The organism is Bradyrhizobium daqingense, assembly GCF_021044685.1.
Taxonomy (GTDB): domain Bacteria; phylum Pseudomonadota; class Alphaproteobacteria; order Rhizobiales; family Xanthobacteraceae; genus Bradyrhizobium; species Bradyrhizobium daqingense.
Map to the genome: position 1 here is coordinate 3,927,448 of NZ_CP088014.1, position 16,748 is coordinate 3,944,195.

Here is a 16,748-nt window from a genome sequence, read left to right on the forward strand (position 1 = left end):
GAGAGTCAACGAATCGTTAACGCGAAATTATTCTTATCCAATGCGCAGTTTCTGCAGCGCGCGTCCGCAAACTCACGGGCGTGAGGAGTCCGAAACGAGAACGTGTGACTCCGGGTCGCGCCTAGTCACGCACGCGGCGGCTCGGCGTGGCTGATGACGCGCTTCACGCTCGGGAACGCGCGGCGCAGCGCGCGCTCGATCGCGTCGACTTGCTCGTGCACCCTGATCACGCTCATCGACGGCGCAGCGCGGCAATGGAAATTGACGATCTCGCCGGCGTCGGTATTGCGGACGCGCACATTATGGATGTCGTGGATCTCGCCCTCGCCGGCAAACTCGGCGAGCGCGGCGGCGATGGTCTGCACGCGTTCCGCCGGAGCGTCGATGCCGAACGGCAGTTCCGGTTCCAGCGGCTCGATATGGACGTCGACCTCGACATCCTCGAACTCCTCCTGGATGTTGCGCTCCAGCGTGTTGGCGATGTCGTGGGCCGAATCGAGCCGCATCTCGCCGTCGACCTCGAGGTCGATGCTGACGATCAGCTTGGCGCCGAGATCGTGCACCGTGACGTGGTGGATGGCGAGGCCCGAATTGCGCGCGATCACCATGATGCGGTCGCGCACGGTCTCGTTGTTGCGCGCGACGGGGACGGCTGTGAAGGTGAGGTCGGCGTCGCCGAACGCCTTGCTGACCGCCAGTTCGGCATTGTGCTTGATGTCCTCGACGCGGTCGATCGGATAGGTCCGTGGCACCTTGGCGATGGTATCGATGAACGTGGTCGCCCCGACCATGCGCACGCGCAGTCGCTCGACGTCGATCACCCCGGGCACGCTGCGGATCGCGGCCGTGGCCTTCTCATGGGCGCCCTCCGGCGCGCGGTCGACGAGGGTCTGCACCGTTGAGCCGGCCATGCGCAGGCCGAGAGCCGCGATCATGACTGCGACGGCGGCGGCGGCGGCCGCATCGCCCCACCAGAAGCCGAGCCCCGCGAGGACCAGGCCGACGATCACGGCGCAGGAGCCCATGACGTCGGAGGCGAAATGCAGCGCATCGGCCGCCAGCGCCTGGCTCCGCGTCGCGCGCGCGGCGCGGTGCAGGGCGCGGGCGCGCCAAAGGTTCACCGCGATGTCGATCACCAGCACCACGAAGGGCACGGCCGAGATCGTCGGCGGTGGGCTTCCCTCGCTGAGGCGGCTATAGGCCTCGACCAGGATGCCGCCGGCGAGCACGTAGAGCAGGGCGGTGACGCCGAGCGCGGAGACGCTCTCGAGCTTGCCGTGGCCGTAATGGTGCTCCTCGTCGGCCGGCTTGTCGGACACCCGCACCACGGCCCAGGTGATGATGGTCGCAACCAGGTCGATCGCGGAATGCAGGGCCTCGGAGATCAGCGCCAGCGAGCCGATCGCGATCCCGACCACGAACTTGGCCGCCGCCATGCCGCCGCTGGCGAAGATCGAGATCGCGGCCACCGAGGTCTTGTTGTGCTGGGAGGTCATGGCGGGGATTTAGCAGGGCGTGGCTGAACATCAAGCGACGATCCACAGCTGTAGTCGCAAGTGAGTTGCAGGAGCGAAGCTACTGCGAATGCTTCCGAATTTGAATGGGCACTTGCTCCGTCATGCCCGGGCTTGTCCCGGGCATCCACGTCCTTCGTGCCGATTGGCAAATCGTGGATGGCCGGGTCAAGCCCGGCCATGACGAGCGGAGAGAGCGGGGCCGTACGGCCAGACCAACGCCGCCCCTCGCTCCATGCGCCTCACACCGTCACCACGATCTTCCCCAGATGCTTGTTCGCCTCCATGTGCGCGAACGCCTGATCGATGTCGTTGAACGCGAACACCTTGTCGATCGGCAGCTGCAGTTTTCGCGACTCCACCGCACCCCAGATGTCCTTGCGGACCTCCTCGAAGATCTCGCGGACCTCCTCGATGGTGCGGGTGCGGAAGGTGACGCCGACGTAGTCGATGCGCCGCGCCGCGTGCAGGTCGAAATTGAAGTCGGCATGGGCGCCGCCGAGCCGGCCGACATTGACGATGCGGCCCTTCACCTTGGTCGCGGCGAGATTCTGGCTCGCGACCTTGCCCGAGACCTGGTCGACGATCAGATCGACGCCTTCGCCGTTCGTTGCCTTGAGCACCTCGTCGACCCATTTGGGGTCCGAGCTGTCGACGGCGAGATCGGCGCCGTAGTCCTTCAGCCGGCCGCGACGGGTGGCATCGGTCGACGAGCCGATCACAAGCTTTGCTCCCTTGAGCCTCGCAATCTGCATGGCCATCAGCCCGACGCCGGAGCTGGCGCCCTGGATCAGCACGCTCTGCCCCGCTTCTACGCCGCCGACGGTGACGACGGCATTGTGCATGGTCGCTAGTGCGACGGGCAGGGTGGCGGCCTCCTCGAAATTCATGTTCGAGGGCGCGTGAAACAGCCGGCCGTGATCAGCCAGCGTGTACTCGGCGAAGGCGGCGCCGCCCGAGCCCATGATCCGGTCGCCGACCTTCACGCCCTTTGCGTCAGGCCCAAGCTCGGCGACCTCGCCGGCCCATTCCATGCCGAGCACGGTGCCGACGCCGCCGGCCGCGCCGTGCGCATGGCCTTTGCGCATGCCGGTGTCGGCGCGGTTCAGGCCGCAGGCGCGTACGCGCACCAGCACCTGCGTGCCTTCAGGCTTTGGTTGAGGGACGTCGGAAATACGAGCGCCGTCAGAGCCGTAGACGTAAGCCTTCATGAATTGCTCTCGCTTCTTGCAGTGACTATTCCGCGGCTTCGCGCTGCGGCTGAACGATCATGCCCTCCAGCCGGCCGCGAATGATCGCCTCGGCCTCACGCACGATGCGGGAAATCAGTTCGGCGCAGCTCGGGATGTCCTGGATCAGGCCCTGCACCTGGCCGGCCGACCAGATGCCCTCGTCGGAATTGCCGGTCGCATAGACCATCTTGCCGCGGGCCCCCGCAACGAGCTCACGGATGTCCTCGAACCTGGCACCTTCCTTCTCCATCGCGACCACCTTGGTCGAGATCGCGTTCCTGGCGACGCGCGAGGTGTTGCGCATGGTGCGGAAGATCAGCTCGGTCTCGCGCTCGTCATTGGCGACGATCTTCTCCTTGATGAGCTGGTGGATCGGGCTCTCCCTGGTGGCCATGAAGCGTGTACCCATGTTGATGCCGTCGGCGCCCAGCGCCAGCGCGGCAACGAGACCGCGCGCGTCGGCGAAGCCGCCCGAGGCGATCATCGGGATCTTGACCTTGTTGGCGGCGGCCGGGATCAGGATCAGGCCGGGCGTGTCGTCCTCGCCGGGATGGCCGGCGCATTCGAAGCCGTCGATCGAGATGGCGTCGACGCCCATCCGCTCGGCCGAGAGCGCGTGGCGCACGCTGGTGCATTTGTGCACGACCTTGACGCCGTGCTTCCTGAACTCGTCGACATGTTCCTGCGGCTTGTTGCCGGCGGTCTCGACCACCTTGATGCCGCTCTCGATGATGGCGGCGCGGTATTCGGCATAAGGCGGCGGCTTGATCGCGGGCAGGATGGTGAGGTTGACGCCGAACGGCTTGTCGGTGAGGTCGCGGCAGCGCGCGATCTCCTTGGAGAGGTCCTCCGGCGTCGGCTGGGTCAGCGCGGTGATGAAGCCGAGCGCCCCGGCATTGGCGACCGCCGCGACCAGTTCGGCGCGCCCGACCCATTGCATGCCGCCCTGGACGATCGGGTGCTCGACACCGACGAGCTTGGTGAACCGTGTCTGCAACATGATCTGTTTCCCCCGCGCCTGGATGGCACTCTGTTATCGGTTGATGGCGGCAGGATGCCGCCCGGGTGGGGAAATGTCTATTGCGGGGCCGTGCGCTGAGGGCGGGACCTCATGCAGTGATGAGAGAGATTCCGTGGGGCGGATAATTGGAGGCCTGTGTCCCGGACGCGCTGCAACGCCTCTCGGCGTTGCGGCGCAGAGCCGGGACCCAGAAAGCCGCGCGGCGTGCCGATGCATGGCCCCCGGCTCTGCAGCGCATCACCATAGCGCGTCGAAGACGCGCGTGAACGCGCTTATGGTGCTGCGCAGCGTCCGGGGCACGAGCCTCGGCTTTCAAGCCAAATTGCTTGCGATGACTGCGGAGCTACTCCGCCGACAGCCGCACCATCTGGCGGCCGCCGTTCATTTCCTTGAGGCGGTTGACGAAGTTTTCCGGGCGCTGCCAGCGGTTGGGGACTTGCAAGCCCATGAACTCGGCGATGTCGCCGATGAAGCCGGTGCAGTTGATGGTCTCGGCGTTCCACACTGGCGTGTTCGCCTGCAATTTCTTGATGTAGGCGAACACGCGCTTGGCGTCGGCCTCGTTCAGATAGACCCGATAGCTCGCGGTCAGATATTCCGGATCGAGGTCGCCATAGCTCGCGCCGGTCTCGGCGGGCACGAAGGTGATGTGGCCGAGCACGTAAGCCAGCGTGTCGCCCGCCGGCGTGAGGCCCGCGACCTCGACCGCCTTCTCGCTTGTCTTGCCGTACCAGACGAAGGCGTGGCCCCAACTCGCCGCCGTCCGCGCACGGAAGTCGACGTAATAGGGACCTTTCTCCGCACGCGCCAGTGGACGCCGCGTTGCTTGCGGTGCCGGCCGTGATGCGGTGTCAGCAGTGGCAAGCGCGTTCGCATCGGCAACGCGCTTGTTCGCTTCGTGAGCCGAGGCCGAGGGCATCGTGCAGGCGATCATGGCCGCGAGCGCGAAGCCCGCGAGGATGCAGGATCCCGATCGATCAGGCTTGTACGTCACGCTGTGCCCCCTCTGGCTCGGCCGCTTACGCTGCTTCGTGTTGCGCGTCAGTAGCGCGCTGCGACCGGGCCGGGCGCCTTGCCGATGGGGGCCTTTCCAACCGGGCTCTTGCCAATCGGCATCTTGCCGATCGGTGCCTGGCGGCCGGATAGGCCGGCACGGGCTGACGGCGCGGCAGATCCGCAGCGTTCGCAGCCGTCACGAGAGCAAGCGTGGCACCCAGAGCAATTACAATCTTCTTCACAGTGATACCCCTAGAAGGTTTGGTCAAAACACGACCATGCCGTGCCCCCAGACACGCTCACAGAAGGGCGGTCGAATGCGTCTAAGTTGCGGCACGCGCGGGACATGTTGGCGGCATATGTCTGACGCGCGGAGATGTGATGTCTACGGATGTTTCGGCCGCGCGAGCGCATGCAGCTTTGTAGCCCGCCTGAGCACAGCGATACGGGTTCCTTACGGGTGCATGGGTCCCGGATGTCACTTCGCTCATCCGGAATACAACACAGCCTATTCTCACCGGATCGGTCTATCGTTTTCCGAGGAAGTTCGAGCGCAGCTTCTCGGCGAACCAGACCACGAAAATCGCAACGAACGAGAGAGCGAAGTACAGGACCGTCCACAAGAGTGCATTGCCGGCATTCGACATGGCGTCCTCCCTGGCATCAGAAATTGATGTCTTGCGGGAAGGATAGTCTTGGCCGCGACGGCGCGATTTGCGCTGGATCAATTTTGCTGTGCTGCGGAGCAAATAGCCGGGGAGCCTTCATTCCGGAGGCACGACTTGTCGCGCGCCGAAATGATGGAGAGCACCAGGGCGTGCACTCATGAATGACGATGTCGGCTTCTGATGGCTGAGCGGAAATGGTCTGACTGGTTAGCGCATGACCGCTTGTGGACCCGAGGCGGACAATTGTGATCCGCAGGTCGGCTCAGAAGGTGCTATGACTTACCCCGCTCGGGGCCAAACGCGCGCGGCCTCGCGATCGCGAAATTCTCATATGAGAAGACACGGTGATCGAATGGGCCGCTTTGCCGCTGCGGTACCGGTAATTCTTGTTGTGCTGCTTGCCTTCGCGTCGGCAGCCGCAACGCAACCGGCGTCCAAAGTTGCGCGGATTGGAATGCTCTGCGCCCCCACATGCCACGTCAGTCCCAACGACGCTTTTTTGGACGAGCTTCGTAAGCTCGGCTGGATCGAGGGCACGACCATCGTCATCGAGCGTAAAGACCCGGAGTATCGCCTCGACCGCCTTCCCGAACTCGCCGCCGAACTCGTCCGGTCAAAACCCAATCTCATCGCCGCCTTCACCCCTCCGGCTGTGCGCGCCGCAAAGAACGCAACATCGGAGATACCAATTGTAATGCTCTTCGTCGCCGATCCAGTCGGTCTGGGGCTTGCAGCAAGCCTTGCCCATCCCGGCGGAAACTTGACTGGCGTTTCCACGTTGGTTCCGGGCGGTTTCAATGCGAAGGCGCTCGACCTGCTTCGGGAGCTTTTGCCACAGGCAAAGCGTGTTGCAGTTTTTATCAATCCTGCAAACGAGATCCATCGGCTGACATTTCCGGAGATGCCGCCTGCGGCCGCTAAGCTCGGCTTTCAACTCGACGTTATCGAGATGCGTGAAACGACGGAAATGCCTGGCGCCTTTGCCGAGGCCAAAGCCCGAGGTGCTGAGGCTTTGAACATATTTGGTGACCCCATCTTTTCCTACCCGCCAAACCGGGCGCCCGATCTCGCGGCACAGGCAGGACTACCGTCGCTCTCCTTGATGTCCAGCTTTGCGCAGGCGGGCGGATTGATGTCTTACGGGCCAGACTTTCCCGCCTTGGCTCGGCTTGGGGCTCGCTATGTCGATCGGATTCTGAAAGGCGCAAAGCCGGCCGAACTTCCTATTCAACAACCCACCAAATTCCTGCTCGTCATTAATCTCAAAACGGCGAAATCGCTCGGTCTGGAAATCCCGGCGTCCCTTCTCGCTCGTGCGGACGACTTGATCGAATAAGGCTTGGTACTTCCTTCTCGCCCTTCTGCGACCTCGATGATGTCTGCTTTTGTGCCGCTGTTGAATGATGAGCGGACATCAGGCCAACCAAGATCAAGCGTCTCACTTATAAGTACACGCCCTACAGGCGAAACTCGTTGGTGAGCTCGCCGATGCCGTCGATCGCGACGGTCACCGTGTTGACCGGCTCCTTCATCACGCCGACGCCGACCGAGGTGCCGACGGCGATGAGGTCGCCGGGGAGCAGGGTCATGTCGTGTGAGATCTTGCTGACCAGCTCCTGCGCGCTGAAGATCATGTCCGAGATCGGGTAGTTCTGCCGTTCCGCGCCATTGAGGATCGTGCGGACCGTGAGCCTGGCTGGATCGAGCCCGGTCGTGATGACGGGGCCGAACGGGCTATAATCGTCGATGCCCTTGGCGCGCGCCCATTGTGGGAAGGTGGGGTCGCGGGTCAAGATGTCGTTCGCGGTGATGTCGTTGACGCAGGTGTAGCCGAAGATGAAGTTGTCGGCTTCTCCAGGCGAGACACGCGCACAGGTCTTGCCGATGACGATGCCGAGCTCGCCTTCATAAGTGGTCTTGCCGTCATAGTATGAGGGGCGGCGGATCACGGCGCCGGGCGTCGTGATGCTGGTGGTCGCTTTGAGCAGATAGAGCGGCTCCGGCGGCTCGGGCTGATTCAGCTTGGCGGCGAGCGCGTGGAAGTTGTTCCAGAGCGCGACGATCTTGCTGGGCACGCAGGGCGCGAGCAACTCGATTTCCGACAGTGCCAGTGTCTTGCCCGTGGGTGCGTTGCGGCCGAACAACTCGCCCTCGTGCACGCTGATGCCTGACGAGGTTAGTTTGCCGAAACCGGTCGTGCCGGCGTGGCGAAAGCGCAGCCATTTCTTCATCTCACCCGCCATCACGCCACCGCCAATGCGCGCGGATCCGCCGGCGCCGACACGCCGTCATAGAGGCCGGCGATGCGGGCGCGCTGTGTCACCATCGCCAGCACCGAGTCGAGCGCGGGCGTGGCGATGCCGGTGAGGCGGCCCATCTCCTGCACCACGGTGACGAGCGGATCGATCTCCATCGGACGGCCGCGCTCGAGATCCTGGAGCATCGAGGTCTTGTGCGCGCCGACCTTGCGGGCGCCTTCGATGCGTCGCTCGACGTCGACGCGGAATTTGACGCCGAACGTCTCGGCGATGGCCTGCGTCTCCACCATGATGGCGCGCGACAGCGCCCGCGTTGCGGGATCGGTGCAGATCACGTCGAGCGTTGCGTGGGTGAGGGCGCTGATCGGGTTGAAGCAGACATTGCCCCACAGCTTGAGCCAGATCTCGTCGCGGATGCGGTCGAGCACCGGGGCTTTCAGCCCGGCCGTGACGAACAGGTCGGCGAGCCGCTGCACGTCCGGGGTGATCTCGCCGGAGGGCTCGCCGAGCGGGAAATTGTTGCCGTAGACATGGCGGATCACGCCGGGCGCCTCGATCTCGGTGGCGGGATAGACGATGCAGCCGATAGCGCGCTCGGCCCCGATCTCGCGCCACTGCCGGCCGCCCGGATCGATGCTCTCCAGCGTCGAATTCTCGTATTGGCCGCCATGCTTGTAGAAATACCAATAGGGGATGCCGTTGACGGCGGTGACGATGCGGGTGTGGGGCCCGAGCAGCGGCTGCATCTTCTCGATCACGCCAGTGATCGAATGCGCCTTCAGCGTGACGATGATGAAGTCCTGCACGCCGAGTTCGGTGGCATCGTCGGTGCAGCGCGGATGCACGGTGTGCGTCTCCTCGCCCGCGAGCAGCGTCAGGCCGCGCTCGCGCATCGCGGCAAGGTGCGCGCCGCGTGCGACCAGGCTGACATCGGCGCCCGCGCGGGCGAGCTGAACCCCGAGATATCCGCCGATCGCGCCGGCGCCGTAGATGCAGATCTTCATGAAATCCTCGCGAGCAGAGACCGGATTTTGGGACGAAAGATCCGGTCCGGCTCGGAAGAATCCGAGCCGGGGCCGGTAGTCGCAGGGGAAGTGTGTGTAGCTTTAGGCGGCCGCTTGCGGCGAGCCGTTGATCGCTTCGTCCACGGCCGCGGCGATGTCGCGCATGCTGATGACGGAGACGAGGCTGTAATCGTCGATCACAGGCAGATGGCGAATGTGATGCCGGTTCATCAGGTGCCGGACGTGCTCGATCGTGTCCGAGGAGGTGCAGGAGACGAGCTGCTGCACCGAGACGAGCTGCGAGACCTTCACATTGACCGCGTTGACGCCGTGCTCGGCGACCGCGCGCACCACGTCGCGCTCGGTGAACATGCCGACGGCGGTATTGCCCTCCGAGCGAACCACGTCCTTGACCACCAGCGCGCTGATATTGTTGGCGCGCATCAGCTTGGCGGCGATACCCACCGTTTCGTTCATTCGCAGCGTGACAACGCGCGGGGTCTTCTTGCGCAGAATGTCTCCGACCAGCATTGCAACCTCCCTGGGTGAATGACAGGGCAAGTGTGGTATACATAATGCCAATCGTCAAGCGCTGGATTTGGCTGATCCGAAAAATCTTGCGACAGCGATGCTGACGTTTGCCCTGCGCCAAAAAAGAAGGGGCGCATTGCTGCGCCCCTTCTCGAGCCGGCGCAACGTGTGCTGCTCAAGCCGTTTCGGTCTTGGCGCTGCCGGTCGCGGTGCTGGTGCCCTCGGCTTCCTTGCCGAGGATGAAGGCGCGGCGCAGCGGCTTGATCACGAACAGCGCCATCAGCGCCGCCGTTGCGTTCAGGGCTACAGCGACTACGAACACCGCCTTCCAGCCATAAGCAGTCGAGATCACGCTCGCGAGCGGGACGAGCAGGGATGCGGTGCCCTTGGCGGTGTAGAGCATGCCGTTGTTGGTGGTCGCGAACTTCGAACCGAAGGTGTCGCCGCAGGTGGCGGGAAACAGCGAGTAGATCTCGCCGAACACGCCGAAATAGACCGCGGTCGCGAGCACGAACACGACAGGGATGTGGCCGTACGCCGACAGGGTCAGGAGCATCACCGCCGCCGTGCCGAAGGCGATGAACATGGTGGGCTCGCGGCCGATCGTGTCGGAGACAAAGCCGAAGAAGGGGCGGCCAAAGCCGTCGAAGATGCGGTCGAGCGAGATCGCGAAGGTCAGCGCCGCCATCTGGAAGCCGGCGAGGGTGACCGGCGTATCCGCGATCTTGAAGTCGTGCGCGATCGGAGCGATCTGCGCCGCCGTCATCAGCCCGCCCGAGGCGACCATGACGAAAACGAGATACATCACCCAGAAAACAGGGGTCCGCAGCACTTGGGGTGGAGTGAAGTCGATTCTGGTCTGCGGCAGGTTGAGCTGCTTCTTCTTCGGCGGAATCGAGATCCGCGGCGGCTGGATGAAGAAGGCGAGCACAAACACGATCAGACCTTGGCCGATGCCGAAGGTGAGGAACGCGTGCTGGTAGCCGCTCGACACGATCATGCTCGCGATCGGCACGACGGTGAGCGCAGCGCCCGCGCCGAAGCCGGCCGCGGTCGCGCCCGCCGCGAGGCCGCGGCGGTCGGGAAACCATTTCAGCGCATTGCCGACGCAAGTGCCGTACACCGCGCCCGCGCCCATGCCGCCGATGATCGCGGCCGCGTAGAGCAGGGTGAGGCTGTCGGCATACGAGTTGAGAATCCACGAGAGCGCGATCATCGCGCCGCCGAACATGATGACGATGCGCGGGCCGTATTTGTCGACGAACCACGCCTCGACCGGCACCAGCCAGGTCTCGGTGACGACGAAGATGGTGAAAGCGAGCTGGATCGCGGCGCGTCCCCAATGATGGGCCGCGTCGATCGGATCGACGAACAGCGTCCAGCCGTATTGCAGATTGGCGATCATCGCCATGCAGACGATGCCCATCGCGAGCTGCAGCCAGCGGAAACCTGTGCGAAGCGGCGCGGCGGTGACGGCGCCATCCGGGCTGGAAATCATCAAAACCTCCCAACGCCTGATTTTCAGTGACGCAGGATCGCAAGACGACCTGATGTCGCAAGTATTGTGGCTTATCGTCGCAGGCGTAGGGCGGGAGATTGGTATACGATATTCCAGATTGCAAGCTTTAACTTGACGCCACGCTTACGAAATGCGGCGGGTTCCGCCTGGATGGCGATAGCGGCGATCCTTCGCGCCAAACGAGAACGCCCGGCCGTAAGGCCGGGCGTCTTGTTCAGTGAGCTGAGCGAAGCGGGTCAGACCGTCGAGTTGGCGACCACGACCTTGCGCCAGGGCTTGAGCACCGCGATCGCCAGAACCGAGGCCAGGATGTTGGCGCCGGCTGCGATGATGAACACGGCGTCCCAGGTGCCCGACGATTGCTGCATGTAGTTGGCGATCGGCACCAGCAGCGCGGCGGTGCCCTTCGCGGTGTAGAGCAGGCCGGCATTGGTGGTCGCGAACTTGGCGCCGAACGTGTCGGTGCAGGTCGAGGGGAACAGCGAGTAGATCTCACCCCAGGCGAAGAACACGAAGCCCGAGAGCAGCACGAACCAGATCGGATCGTGGCCCCAGAGGTAGAGCATCCAGATGCCGAACCCTTCCATGCCGAAGGCGATGAACATCGTGTTCTCGCGGCCGATCATGTCGGAGATCCAGCCGAAGAACGGACGCGTCAGGCCGTTGAGCACGCGGTCGATCGTGGCCGCGAAGGTCACCGCCGTCATCGTCACCGCCATCAGCGTGACCGGCACGTTGTCGACCTTCCAGTCGGCCGCGATCGGCTTCAGATTGGCAGTCACCATCAAGCCGCCGGCGCCGACGATCACGAACATGAAGTACATCAGCCAGAAGATCGGCTGGCGCAGCACTTCGGTCGGCTGGTAGTTGCGGCGGGTCTGCAGCAGATGGGCGTTCGCAACCACGTTCGGCACCTGGCCGGCCTTCGGCGACAGCAGGAAGAAGGCGAGGATGCAGATGATGATGCCCTGTCCGAGACCGAAATAGAGGAAGGTGGTCTGGAAGCCGCTGTCCTTGATCATGGCCTGGATCGGCGCGACGGTGAGTGCGGAGCCTGCACCGAAGCCCGCAGCCGTGATGCCCGCGGCGAGACCGCGCTTGTCCGGAAACCACTTCAGCGCGTTGCCGACGCAGGTGCCGTAGACGCCGCCGGCGCCGATGCCCGCGATGATCATGCCGAGATAGTAACCGTTGAGCGTGGTGGCCTGCGCGTTGATCGCCCAGCCGATGGCGCAGAGCACGCCGCCGACCAGCACGACGATGCGCGGGCCGTATTTGTCGACGAACCACCCCTCGACCGGCACGAGCCAGGTCTCGAACAGCACGAACAGCGTGAAGGCCCATTGGATCGAGGCGCGATCCCAGCCGAACGTCTTCTGGATATCAGGGACGAAGAACGTCCAGCCGTATTGGTAGTTGGCGATCATCACCATCGCGCCTACGCCGATGGCCAGCTGCGCCCACCGATAAGCATCGCTCACACGTGCGGTACCAGGGACCGCAGCCGACTGCACCATGTCCGTCATTCAAAACCCTCCCAAACGCGCCGATCATTTTTAAGCATGCGCTGGCGCGCATCCTGGTATGCATTATGCCAAGATTCAAGCGAGGGACTGGAGGGTGCGGCGAAATAGCGCGGGTCTTCCCCATGCGCCATCAGCGGGAAATTGTAAAGCCCCAATCGCCGCCGGTGTGTCGGCGGCGCGTGGAGCTTTTTCCACTCAAAATATTGATTTCAAAGATATTTTCATCCGAGGCGGCAAGGCCGCGCGGATCCCACTGAAGCGGCGAAGTCGGGGATTTTTAGCACCGGCACTGTTCCCGCTGGCCGGCGCGCAAAGGCTTGGTTGAGCCTGCGATTCCTGGAATCCTATATTCCAGAAGTCCGGCCTGCGGCAATTTGGCGTGAGCGACGGCGCGGATTGCGCCGCGCCTCGCGTCTCACGCCGCCGAGGTGCGCAGCCGGCTGTAGCCTTCCTGGATCACGGACCAGAACAGGGCGACGAGGCCGAGCGCCATGATCGTGCTGACGAGGCCGTTGGAGAAGAACACGCCGAGCGAGCCCTGCGATCCCAGCAGCGATTGGCGGAAGGCTTCCTCGGCCTTGTCGCCGAGCACGATGGCCAGCACCAGCGGCGCGAGCGGGTAGTTGCACTTCTTCAGGAGATAGCCGATCACGCCGAACACCAGCATCAGCATCACGTCGAAGGTGCTGTTGTGCACCGAATAGGCGCCAATCGCACAGAGCACCAGGATCAGCGGCGCGATGATGCCGAAGGGCACGCGGAGGATCGCGGCGAAGATCGGCACACAGGTGAGCACGACGATGAGGCCGACGATATTGCCGAGATACATCGAGGCGATCAGGCCCCAGACGAATTCCTTCTGCTCGACGAACAGCATCGGGCCGGGCTGCAAGCCCCAGATCAACAATCCGCCGAGCAGGACGGCGGCGGTCGGCGAGCCGGGCACGCCGAGCGAGAGCATCGGCAGCAGCGCCGAGGTGCCCGCAGCATGCGCGGCCGTCTCCGGCGCGATCACGCCCTCGATCTCGCCCTTGCCGAAATTGTTGCCGCGCCGCGCCAGGCGCTTGGCGATGCCGTAGCTCATGAAGGAGGCCGGCGTCGCGCCGGCGGGCGTCACGCCCATCCAGCATCCGATCAGGCAGGAGCGCAGCGAGGTCATCCAATAGGCGGGCAGCTCCCGCCAGGTCTGCAGCACCACCCGAAGGTTGATGCTGGCCTTGCCGCCGCGGAACGCCAGCCCTTCCTCCATGGTCAGCAGGATCTCGCCGATGCCGAACAGGCCGATCACCGCGATCAGGAAGTCGAATCCGTTGAGCAGCTCGGTGACGCCGAAGGTGAGCCGCAACTGCCCGGTGATCGAATCGAGGCCAACCGCGGCGAGCGCAAATCCAATCATCATCGCCGCGATGGTCTTGAACGGTGGCTCCTTGCTGAGGCCGACGAAGCTGCAGAAGGCGAGGAAGTACACGGCGAACTTCTCCGCCGGCCCAAATCGCAACGCGAAGCCTGCGACGAGCGGCGCGACCAGCGTGATCATGATGACGGCAAACAGCGCGCCGACGAAGGAGGAGGTGAAAGCGGCGGTCAGCGCTTCGCCGGGCTTGCCCTGCTGTGCCATCGGATAGCCGTCGAAGGTGGTCGCCACCGACCAGGGCTCGCCCGGTATGTTGAACAGGATCGAGGTGATGGCGCCGCCGAACAATGCGCCCCAATAGATGCAGGACAGCATGATGATCGCCGACGTCGGCGGCATGCTGAAGGTGAGGGGGAGGAGGATCGCGACGCCATTGGCGCCGCCTAACCCCGGCAGCACGCCGATGATGACCCCGAGCGTGATGCCGATGACCATCAGCATGATGTTGTAGGGCTGCAGGGCGACCGCGAAGCCGTGAAACAGATTGGCCAACTCTTCCATATCGATACGTCCTGCAACAGTAACGGAGATGACGGGTCGGTGTTTACAGACGAAGCTCTCTTACAGACCGAGCCAATCCTCGATCGGCCCCTTGGGCAGCGGGACCAGGAACCAGCGCTCGAAAACGAGATAGGTCACAACCGGCATGCCGACCGCGATTGCAATCGTCGTCAGCCAGCGGTAGCCGCCGAGCCAGCGCATGAACCAGGCGATGAACACCATGGAGGCGACGTAGAGCCCGATGAACGGCATCGAGCCGACATAGATCGCGGTGGGCACGACGACGCTCATGACCTGGCGCAGCTGTCCCCATTCGGCGAACAGCCGGCCGTCGTCGTCGCGTTGCGCGTTCCACAGGTTGATGGCGCTCGAGGCGACGATGGCGGCGCCGATATAGAAGGGGAAGAAGCCGGCACGCGGGCCTTCCGCGCCCCAGTTGATGCCGGCCTTCAGGCTGCCGAAGATCACGACGAGCCCGAAGACGCCGATCAGCAGCGCCATGCCGATTTCGAGCGTCTTGTGCGCCGGGCCGGACGCGGAGCCGGATCGTTGAGTCATAGGACCTCCAGGCAGAATTGCAGTCTTTCAACGGTCGCGGCAGACGGGAGGACGACCAGCGTCCTCGAGCCGTCGCCGATGTCGCCGGTCAATTCCCCGAGGCGAGGAAGCCGGCTTCTTTCATCAAGTCTTGGTGGCGCTTCTCCTCGGTCTCGATCCACTTGGCGTAGTCGGCCCCGGTCAGGAAGGTCGTATTGAAGGCGCCGCTCTTCATGAAGTCCTGCCATTCCGGCGTGGCGCGGACTTTCTTGAACAGCTCGACATAATATTCGATCTGATCCTTGGTGGCCCTGGGCGACATGAAGATGCCGCGCAGCATGAGATACTCCATCGCGAGACCCTGCGACTTGCAGGTCGGAATATCCTTCCAGGCCTTGCCATCTGCGATCGGCTCGTCATAGGCCATCGGCTGGGCGTCGAACACGCAGAGCGGACGGAGCTTGCCGCCCCGCCATTGCGCCACCGCCTCGATCGGATTGTTGACGGTGGAATCGACGTGATTGCCGACGAGCTGGACGGCGACTTCGCCGCCGCCCTTGTAGGGGATGTAGGTGAATTTCGCCTCGATCGCCTTCTCGAGGCCGACCGTGATGATCTGGTCTTCCTGCTTGGAGCCGGTGCCGCCCATCTTGAACGTGCCGGCCGGCGCCTTCTTCGCGGCGTCGACGTAGTCCTTGACGGTGGCGTACGGCTTTTCGGCGTTCACCCAGAGCACGAACTCGTCGAGCGCCAGCATCGCAACCGGCGTCAGATCCTTCCAGTTGAACGGAATTCCCGTCGCCAGCGGCGTCGTGAACAGGTTGGAGAGCGTTATGATGATCTTGTGCGGATTGCCCGACGAGGTCTTCACGTCGAGGAAGCCTTCGCCGCCCGCGCCGCCGGCCTTGTTGATGACGACCAGTGGCTGCTTCATCAGATTGTGCTTGGTGACGATGCCCTGGATGGTGCGCGCCATCTGATCGGCGCCGCCGCCGGTGCCCGCGGGCACGATGAACTCGACCGGACGGACCGGCTCCCAGGCCGCACGGCTTGCGGTGCTGCTGGCGCACGACATCGCGATTGCCGCCAAAGCGACATTCAGAACGAATGGCTTCATCTGTTTCTCTCCCTGTCGAACTCTCGACGCAGCCGCTCTTTGTCGGCTTGCGCTAGCCCATCTCGAGTCACATGCCCCGGAGTTACCCTTGCGGTCTAGTCCTTGTGGCAGGCCCGATCAAAACTCTATGAGCAGGGATAACGCGCGGCATCCGCTTCTTTCGGCTAAGGGCTTCGCCAAGGTGGCATGGCAACGTGCCTGGTGGCCCTTCCGTCCTGCGTCACGTTTCCCGTCCTTTACAATTTTGAATCACGCAATCGCGCTTGTTTGAATGGATGGTATGCGAAATGCCAGTAGACAAACAATCGGAATCGTCGGTTGTCCTTGGCGGACTAATCGTCGCAGTTGCGCTTGCGCGCGAGGGGAGGGCGCTGCCAAACAAAACGGCCCCGACAAGCGGGGCCGTTGGTCCAACAACGTGTTTTTGGCTTTTGCCATCGCCCGTCCGGGGCGGGCAGCGAAGACCTTCTTACAGGCCGACGCGCGGCAAGTCCCCGTTACGATTGGAGATTTCTGCGCTAGCCATCAGCAGGCCGTCGATCGCGGCCATCAGGCGGGCGAACAGCGAGGAAGAGGGCGCGAGAGCGACAGAAGCGGTCTTGGACATCGGAAATCCCTTTCTTGAGAACAGTCAGCCTTGCTGTCTCATTTCGGAGGCAATCTATGTATACCAGATGCCACTGTCTATCCGCGAGTTTGCATAGCAGCATGCAGTCTCTCGCATTGCAGCATAATGCCCCGTTAACGGGCCCGTCTCGGGCATAAAGTTGCCGGCGCCCTCTAGAGAAAGCGGCCCTTTCGCCGCTGGTGGCGTGAAACGCGGGCGAATCGTCCCGGCCACGCGAGCGGGTATCGGTCAGGTCCGCCGCACTGCAACAGTCGGGCCCTTGGCAGGCCCATCCAAAGCGGC

Annotated in this window: 14 protein-coding genes and 1 pseudogene; 1 reads left to right on the plus strand and 14 read right to left on the minus strand. The window is 63.7% G+C overall.

What is annotated here, in order from left to right; translation table 11 throughout:
• Window positions 1–125: 125 nt before the first annotated feature.
• The 5 genes and pseudogenes from LPJ38_RS18615 to LPJ38_RS18635 form a co-directional block, all read right to left on the minus strand.
• Window positions 126–1,496, minus strand: a complete 1,371-nt coding sequence (locus LPJ38_RS18615; protein ID WP_145627504.1) for a cation-efflux pump — start codon at window positions 1,494–1,496, stop codon at window positions 126–128.
• Between the two features lie 260 nt (window positions 1,497–1,756).
• Window positions 1,757–2,725: a zinc-binding dehydrogenase gene (locus LPJ38_RS18620; protein ID WP_145627500.1), complete on the minus strand. Its 969-nt coding sequence runs from the start codon at window positions 2,723–2,725 to the stop codon at window positions 1,757–1,759.
• Between the two features lie 25 nt (window positions 2,726–2,750).
• Complete coding sequence (locus tag LPJ38_RS18625; RefSeq protein ID WP_145627498.1) at window positions 2,751–3,746, minus strand: NAD(P)H-dependent flavin oxidoreductase; 996 nt, start codon at window positions 3,744–3,746, stop codon at window positions 2,751–2,753.
• A 364-nt stretch (window positions 3,747–4,110) separates the two neighbouring features.
• Window positions 4,111–4,761 carry a hypothetical protein gene (locus LPJ38_RS18630; protein ID WP_061848832.1) on the minus strand — a complete coding sequence of 217 codons (651 nt, stop codon included), beginning with the start codon at window positions 4,759–4,761 and terminating at the stop codon, window positions 4,111–4,113.
• A gap of 47 nt (window positions 4,762–4,808) precedes the next feature.
• Window positions 4,809–5,005 (minus strand): annotated as a pseudogene (locus LPJ38_RS18635) (hypothetical protein).
• A 778-nt stretch (window positions 5,006–5,783) separates the two neighbouring features.
• On the opposite strand from LPJ38_RS18635, the gene LPJ38_RS18640 reads away from it, so the two are divergent.
• The gene (locus tag LPJ38_RS18640; protein ID WP_158644724.1) at window positions 5,784–6,767 is read left to right on the plus strand and encodes an ABC transporter substrate-binding protein; all 984 of its coding nucleotides are present in this window, start codon (window positions 5,784–5,786) and stop codon (window positions 6,765–6,767) included.
• 121 nt (window positions 6,768–6,888) lie between these two features.
• On the opposite strand, the gene LPJ38_RS18645 is transcribed toward LPJ38_RS18640, so the two are convergent.
• From LPJ38_RS18645 to LPJ38_RS18685, 9 genes are all read right to left on the minus strand, one after another.
• Complete coding sequence (locus LPJ38_RS18645; RefSeq protein ID WP_231088654.1) at window positions 6,889–7,662, minus strand: fumarylacetoacetate hydrolase family protein; 774 nt, start codon at window positions 7,660–7,662, stop codon at window positions 6,889–6,891.
• An 11-nt stretch (window positions 7,663–7,673) separates the two neighbouring features.
• Window positions 7,674–8,693 (minus strand): 2-dehydropantoate 2-reductase, encoded by a 1,020-nt coding sequence (locus LPJ38_RS18650; RefSeq protein WP_145627492.1) that lies wholly within the window; start codon window positions 8,691–8,693, stop codon window positions 7,674–7,676.
• A 102-nt stretch (window positions 8,694–8,795) separates the two neighbouring features.
• Window positions 8,796–9,224: a CBS domain-containing protein gene (locus LPJ38_RS18655; protein ID WP_145627490.1), complete on the minus strand. Its 429-nt coding sequence runs from the start codon at window positions 9,222–9,224 to the stop codon at window positions 8,796–8,798.
• Between the two features lie 175 nt (window positions 9,225–9,399).
• Window positions 9,400–10,722, minus strand: a complete 1,323-nt coding sequence (gene oxlT / locus LPJ38_RS18660) for an oxalate/formate MFS antiporter (protein ID WP_145627488.1) — start codon at window positions 10,720–10,722, stop codon at window positions 9,400–9,402.
• 257 nt (window positions 10,723–10,979) lie between these two features.
• Window positions 10,980–12,269, minus strand: a complete 1,290-nt coding sequence (oxlT, locus tag LPJ38_RS18665) for an oxalate/formate MFS antiporter (protein WP_061848827.1) — start codon at window positions 12,267–12,269, stop codon at window positions 10,980–10,982.
• Window positions 12,270–12,684: 415 nt separating this feature from the next.
• On the minus strand, window positions 12,685–14,184 hold the full coding sequence (locus LPJ38_RS18670; RefSeq protein ID WP_145627485.1) for a tripartite tricarboxylate transporter permease: 1,500 nt from the start codon (window positions 14,182–14,184) through the stop codon (window positions 12,685–12,687).
• 60 nt (window positions 14,185–14,244) lie between these two features.
• Entirely contained in the window at window positions 14,245–14,742 is a 498-nt protein-coding gene (locus tag LPJ38_RS18675) for a tripartite tricarboxylate transporter TctB family protein (protein WP_145627482.1), read from the minus strand.
• An 88-nt stretch (window positions 14,743–14,830) separates the two neighbouring features.
• Entirely contained in the window at window positions 14,831–15,838 is a 1,008-nt protein-coding gene (locus tag LPJ38_RS18680; protein WP_145627480.1) for a Bug family tripartite tricarboxylate transporter substrate binding protein, read from the minus strand.
• Window positions 15,839–16,307: 469 nt separating this feature from the next.
• Complete coding sequence (locus tag LPJ38_RS18685) at window positions 16,308–16,445, minus strand: hypothetical protein (protein WP_167520183.1); 138 nt, start codon at window positions 16,443–16,445, stop codon at window positions 16,308–16,310.
• Window positions 16,446–16,748 lie beyond the last annotated feature (303 nt).

Coding starts and splice junctions, on each gene's coding strand:
- LPJ38_RS18615 (WP_145627504.1), bottom strand. CDS start 1,496: ATGACCTCCCAGCACAACAAGACCTCGGTGGCCGCGATCTCGATCTTC.
- LPJ38_RS18620 (WP_145627500.1), bottom strand. CDS start 2,725: ATGAAGGCTTACGTCTACGGCTCTGACGGCGCTCGTATTTCCGACGTC.
- LPJ38_RS18625 (WP_145627498.1), bottom strand. CDS start 3,746: ATGTTGCAGACACGGTTCACCAAGCTCGTCGGTGTCGAGCACCCGATC.
- LPJ38_RS18640 (WP_158644724.1), top strand. CDS start 5,784: ATGGGCCGCTTTGCCGCTGCGGTACCGGTAATTCTTGTTGTGCTGCTT.
- LPJ38_RS18645 (WP_231088654.1), bottom strand. CDS start 7,662: ATGAAGAAATGGCTGCGCTTTCGCCACGCCGGCACGACCGGTTTCGGC.
- LPJ38_RS18650 (WP_145627492.1), bottom strand. CDS start 8,693: ATGAAGATCTGCATCTACGGCGCCGGCGCGATCGGCGGATATCTCGGG.
- LPJ38_RS18655 (WP_145627490.1), bottom strand. CDS start 9,224: ATGCTGGTCGGAGACATTCTGCGCAAGAAGACCCCGCGCGTTGTCACG.
- oxlT (WP_145627488.1), bottom strand. CDS start 10,722: ATGATTTCCAGCCCGGATGGCGCCGTCACCGCCGCGCCGCTTCGCACA.
- oxlT (WP_061848827.1), bottom strand. CDS start 12,269: ATGACGGACATGGTGCAGTCGGCTGCGGTCCCTGGTACCGCACGTGTG.
- LPJ38_RS18670 (WP_145627485.1), bottom strand. CDS start 14,184: ATGGAAGAGTTGGCCAATCTGTTTCACGGCTTCGCGGTCGCCCTGCAG.
- LPJ38_RS18675 (WP_145627482.1), bottom strand. CDS start 14,742: ATGACTCAACGATCCGGCTCCGCGTCCGGCCCGGCGCACAAGACGCTC.
- LPJ38_RS18680 (WP_145627480.1), bottom strand. CDS start 15,838: ATGAAGCCATTCGTTCTGAATGTCGCTTTGGCGGCAATCGCGATGTCG.
- LPJ38_RS18685 (WP_167520183.1), bottom strand. CDS start 16,445: ATGTCCAAGACCGCTTCTGTCGCTCTCGCGCCCTCTTCCTCGCTGTTC.